General features: G+C 75.2%; 1 protein-coding gene. It reads right to left on the bottom strand.

Going from position 1 to position 5,261, the window contains the following annotated elements; genetic code table 11:
- Nucleotides 1-5,261 (bottom strand): non-ribosomal peptide synthetase (locus DCW30_RS12585; RefSeq protein ID WP_129299892.1); only part of this gene is annotated, 5,261 nt, incomplete at both ends.

Here is a 5,261-nt window from a genome sequence, read left to right as displayed (position 1 = left end):
CGGCGGCCACGGATCTTGACCTGGTGGTCGCGGCGCTCGATGAACTCCAGCTGTCCGTCGGGGCGCTGCACCACGCGGTCGCCCGTGCGGTACATCCGCTTGCCCGCCCCGGCGAACGGGTCCGCCATGAACGTGCCCGCTGTCCGCACGGGGTCGTCCAGATACCCGCGGCCGACGCCCGCGCCGCCCACGTACAGCTCGCCGGGGACGCCGACCGGCACCGGCCGCAGCTCGTCGCTGAGCACGTACAGCCGCGTGTTGCGCACCGCGCCGCCGATCGGGACACGCCCGCTCGGCTGACGGTCACCGGCACGGATCACCGCGTGGGTGACGTCGTCCGAGCACTCGGTGGGGCCGTAGGCGTTGATCAGCGGCACCCCCGGGAAACGCGCGAACCAGCGCTCGCACAGATCCACCGGCAGCGCCTCGCCCGTCACCATCAGCCGGCGCAGGGCAGGCAGTTCAGGGGCGACGCCCTCCAGGTCCCAGGCGTCGAGGGCCGCGCGGAGCAGCGAGGGCACGACTTCGAGCACCTCGACGCGCTCGTCCCGTACGGCGCCGAACAGCGCCGTCGGGTCGGCGGCCATCTCCACGCCGGAGACCCGCACCCGGCCGCCGACCACCAGCGGGGCCAGCATCTGCCAGACCGAGACGTCGAAGGTCAGCGGCGCGTTCTGCACCACCGTCTCCCCCGCCTTGAGGTCCAGGTCGCCGACCTTCGCCCACAGGTGGTTGAGCATCCCGGCCCGGTGCACCATCGCGCCCTTCGGGCGGCCCGTGGACCCGGACGTGTACATCACGTACGCCAGGTCGAGACCGCCGCCCCGGCAGGGCGGCAGGGTGTCGGCGGGCGTGAGCGCCTCCGCGAGGGACAGCACGGTGACGGGCGTGCCGGCCGCCAGCTCCCGGGCGCGGGCCTCGTGGCCGGGGCCCGCGAGGAGGAACCGGGCCCCGCTGTCCCGCAGCAGGCCCGCGTTGCGCGCGTCGGGGGCCGCCGGGTCGAGCGGCAGCCAGGCCGCGCCCGCGCCGAGCACGCCGAGGATGCCGCCGACGAAGGGCGCACCGGGGTCGCAGAGCATCGCCGCGACCGTGCCCGTCTCGGCCCCGGCCCCGGTCAGGGCGGTGCTGAGGCCTCCGGCGAGCGCCACGAGCCGCCCGTAGGCGACGGACCCCTCCGGGTCGGTGACCGCGGTCTCGTCCGGAATGCGCGCGGCGACGGACCGCACCCGCTCCACGACGCCGACGCTCTCCTCCACCAGCGCCGGGTCCCACTCGCCGAGCAGCCCGTCCCGCGCGTCGGGAAGGACCACGTCGACGCGGGCCAGCGGCAGTTCGGGGGTGTCGGCGACCGTGCGCAGGAGCTGGATGAACCGGGCGGCGAGCTGTTCCACGTCGGCGCGGCCGAACAGGTCGGGGGCGTAGTCCAGGCGCAGGCTCAGGCTGTCGCCCGGGTACACGGCCATGGACAGCGGGTGGTGCCTGGCGTCCTTGGCCTCGGCGCGCACGACCCGCACGCCGGAGGCGCCGCTGTCCATGCCGTCGGCGTCCAGCGGGAAGTTCTCGAAGAGCAGGACGGTGTCGAAGACCTCGCCGCCGAGCCCGGCCGCCTTCAGGATCTCGGCGAGGCCGAGGTGCTCGTGCGCCAGCAGCTCGGTCTGCTGCTCCTGGAGGGCGGTGAGGAGCTGCGCCAGTGTCGCGTCCGGGGCCAGGCGGGCCCGCACGGGCACGGTGTTCAGGAACATGCCGACCATCGACTCGACGCCGGGCACCTCGGCGGGCCGCCCGGAGGTGACCGCCCCGAACACCACGTCCCGGCGTCCGGTGAGCCGGCCGAGGAGCACGGCCCAGCAGCCCTGCACGACGGTGTTCAGGGTGAGGCCCCGGCCGCGCGCCCAGGCGGCCAGTTCCGCGGTGAGGGCGCGCGGGACCTCCAGGTGCACGGAGTCCGGCAGGGCGGGGACGCGGTGCGGGTCGGCGGCGGTCAGGAGCGTGGGCTCCTCGACCCCGGCGAGCGCGCCGCGCCAGGCGGCGCGGGCGGCGTCGCGGTCCTGGCCCGCGAGCCAGGCGAGGTGGTCGCGGTAGGGGGCGACGTCCGGGAGGGCGGCGCTCGCGCCGTCCGCGCAGAGCGTGAACAGCTCGCGGACGAGCAGCGGCATCGACCAGCCGTCGACGAGGACGTGGTGGCTCGTCCAGATGAAGCGGTACTCCCCCTCGGCCATCTTGACCAGGGTGAACCGCAGCAGCGGGGGGCTCGTCAGGTCGAAGCGGCGGGTGCGCTCCTCCTCGGTGAGCCGCGCGAGGGCGGCGGCGCGCCCGGCCTCCGGCAGCGTGGTCAGGTCGGCCTCGCACCAGGGCAGGTCGACGGTGTCGGGGACGAGCTGCACGGGCTCGCCCGACTCCCTGGCCCGGAAGCAGGCGCGCAGGTTCGGGTGGCGGCGCAGGAGCTCCGTGCCGGCGGCGCGCAGGGCCCCGGGGTCGACGTCGCCTTCGAGGTCGGTGACGATCTGGAGGGTGTACACGTCGACGGCGTCGGCGTCCTCCGCTGCCCCGGCCGCTTCCGCCAGTTCGGCGTGGAAGAGCATGCCCTGCTGGAGCGGGGTCAGGGGCAGCACGTCGGTGAGGCGGGCGGCCGGTGACAGCTCCGCGAGCTCACGCTCGTACGTCTCGATCTCCGGCTGCTCCACCGCGACCAGCGGCAGGTCCGAGGGCGTCAGGCCGCCGGCGTCCGTGGCGTGCGCGGCGAGGACCTCAAGGGCCCGGAACCAGGTGTGCGCCACGTCGGCGGCGTCCTCGGCGGAGACCGACTCGCCCGCCCACGTCCAGTTGGCGATCAGGTGCGGCCCGTCGGCGCGGTCCTCGGTCGCCGGGGTGACGTCGAGGAGGTGGGGCAGCGGCATGCCGGGGTGCGCGCCGGTGCCGACGACGCCGTCACCGCCGGCGGGCTCCCACAGGGCCGCGTTCCGCGTGTCGAAGCGGCCCATGTAGTTGAAGCCGATCTGCGGCCTGTCGTACGCGGCCAGGGTGCGGGCGGCGTGCGGGTTGAGGTAGCGGAGCAGGCCGAAGCCGAGGCCCCGGTCGGGCAGTTCGCGCAGGCACTCCTTGACGCGCTTGAGGGCGGTCGCGAGGGCGGGGCCGCCGGCCCACACCTCGTCCCAGTCGAGCGTGCCGGGGTCGAGCCGCACGGGGAAGGCGCTGGTGAACCAGCCGACGGTGCGGGACAGGTCCAGGTCGTCGGCGAGCTGCTCGCGGCCGTGGCCCTCCAGCTCGATGAGGGTCTGTTCGTAGTGGGCGTGGCCGTGGCGCCTGCGCCAGTCGGCGACGGCGAGCGCGAGGCCGGTCAGCAGCACGTCGTTGACCTCGGCGCGGAAGGCCGCGGGCACGTCGGTGAGGAGCGGGGCCGTGATGTGCGGCGGCAGTTCCAGGCGCAGGGTGCGCAGGGTGCCGTACACGTCCTTTGCCGGGTCGAGCCTGCGGGTGCCGACCAGTGGGTCGGGGCCGGTGAGGGTGCGCTGCCACAGGGCGAGTTCGGGGCCGCGCACCTCGGTGCGCGCCTGCTCGGTGAGCAGCCGGGACCAGGCGCGGTAGGAGGTGCCGACGGGTTCGGGGGTGCGGCCCGCGCAGGCGTCGGCGAGGTCGGGCAGCAGGATGCGCCAGGAGACGCCGTCGACGACGAGGTGGTGGGCGGCGATGACGAGGCGGTCGGTGTCGTCGGCGGTCCCGGTGCGCAGCAGCACCGCCTGGATCATGACGCCGGCGGCGGGGTCGAGCCGGGCGCGGGCGGCGGCGGCCTGGCGTTCGGCGAAGCCGGGCAGATCCTTGACGGCCGACGCGTCGGCCTCGGTGACCAGCTCGGCGTCCGCGACGGACCCCTTCGGCAGTACGTCGAGCTGCCAGAGGCCGGGCGCCGGCTCGTGGGCGCGCAGGCGCAGGGCGTCGTGGTGGTCGACGAGGGTGTGCAGCGCGGCGTCGAGCCGGGCGGCGTCCAGGCCCGCGGGGACGCGGACGACGACGTGCTGGCTGTACTTGACCACGGGGCCGCTGAGGGTGCGGGTGTCCTCGTGGAGCTGGGCGGCGATCGGCGTGAGGTCGACGACGCCGGTGCCGTCGTCCCGCGTGGTCCGCGCGGCAGTGTCCGCCTCGGTGGCGACGGCGGCGAGCGCGGCGACGGTCTTGCGGGTGAAGACGTCGCGGGTGGTGAGGGCGAGTCCGGCCTTGCGGGCGCGGCTGACGACCTGGATGGAGCGGATGCTGTCGCCGCCGAGGACGAAGAAGTCCTCGTCGACGCCGACGTCGGCGATGCCCAGCACGTCGCTGAAGATGCCGGTCAGGAGGCGCTCACGCTCGTCACGCGGGCCGCGCCGGGTGCTCGCCTGGTCGGTCTCGGCGGGCAGGGGCAGGGCCTTGCGGTCCAGCTTGCCGTTGGCCGTCAGCGGCATCGCGTCCAGGACCAGCCAGGTCGAGGGGACCATGTACTCGGGGAGCAGGCCCGCGAGTTCGGTGCGGACGCGGGAGGCGTCGACGTGCTCGCCGGTGAGGTAGGCGACCAGGCGCGGGTTGCCGGAGGCGTCGGGGAGCACGGCCACGGCGGCGTCGGCCACGGAGTCGAGCGAGCGGACGACGGTCTCGATCTCGCCGGTCTCGACACGGCGGCCACGGATCTTGACCTGGTGGTCGCGGCGCTCGATGAACTCCAGCTGTCCGTCGGGGCGCTGCACCACGCGGTCGCCCGTGCGGTACATCCGCTTGCCCGCCCCGGCGAACGGGTCCGCCATGAACGTGCCCGCTGTCCGCACGGGGTCGTCCAGATACCCGCGGCCGACGCCCGCGCCGCCCACGTACAGCTCGCCGGGGACGCCGACCGGCACCGGCCGCAGCTCGTCGCTGAGCACGTACAGCCGCGTGTTGCGCACCGCGCCGCCGATCGGGACACGCCCGCTCGGCTGACGGTCACCGGCACGGATCACCGCGTGGGTGACGTCGTCCGAGCACTCGGTGGGGCCGTAGGCGTTGATCAGCGGCACCCCCGGGAAACGCGCGAACCAGCGCTCGCACAGATCCACCGGCAGCGCCTCGCCCGTCACCATCAGCCGGCGCAGGGCAGGCAGTTCAGGGGCGACGCCCTCCAGGTCCCAGGCGTCGAGGGCCGCGCGGAGCAGCGAGGGCACGACTTCGAGCACCTCGACGCGCTCGTCCCGTACGGCGCCGAACAGCGCCGTCGGGTCGGCGGCCATCTCCACGCCGGAGACCCGCACCCGGCCGCC

The organism is Streptomyces alfalfae, assembly GCF_004127445.1.
Lineage (GTDB): Bacteria > Actinomycetota > Actinomycetes > Streptomycetales > Streptomycetaceae > Streptomyces > Streptomyces alfalfae.
Note: the sequence above shows the minus strand (reverse complement) of the source record. Positions and strands in the feature narration are given on the sequence as shown.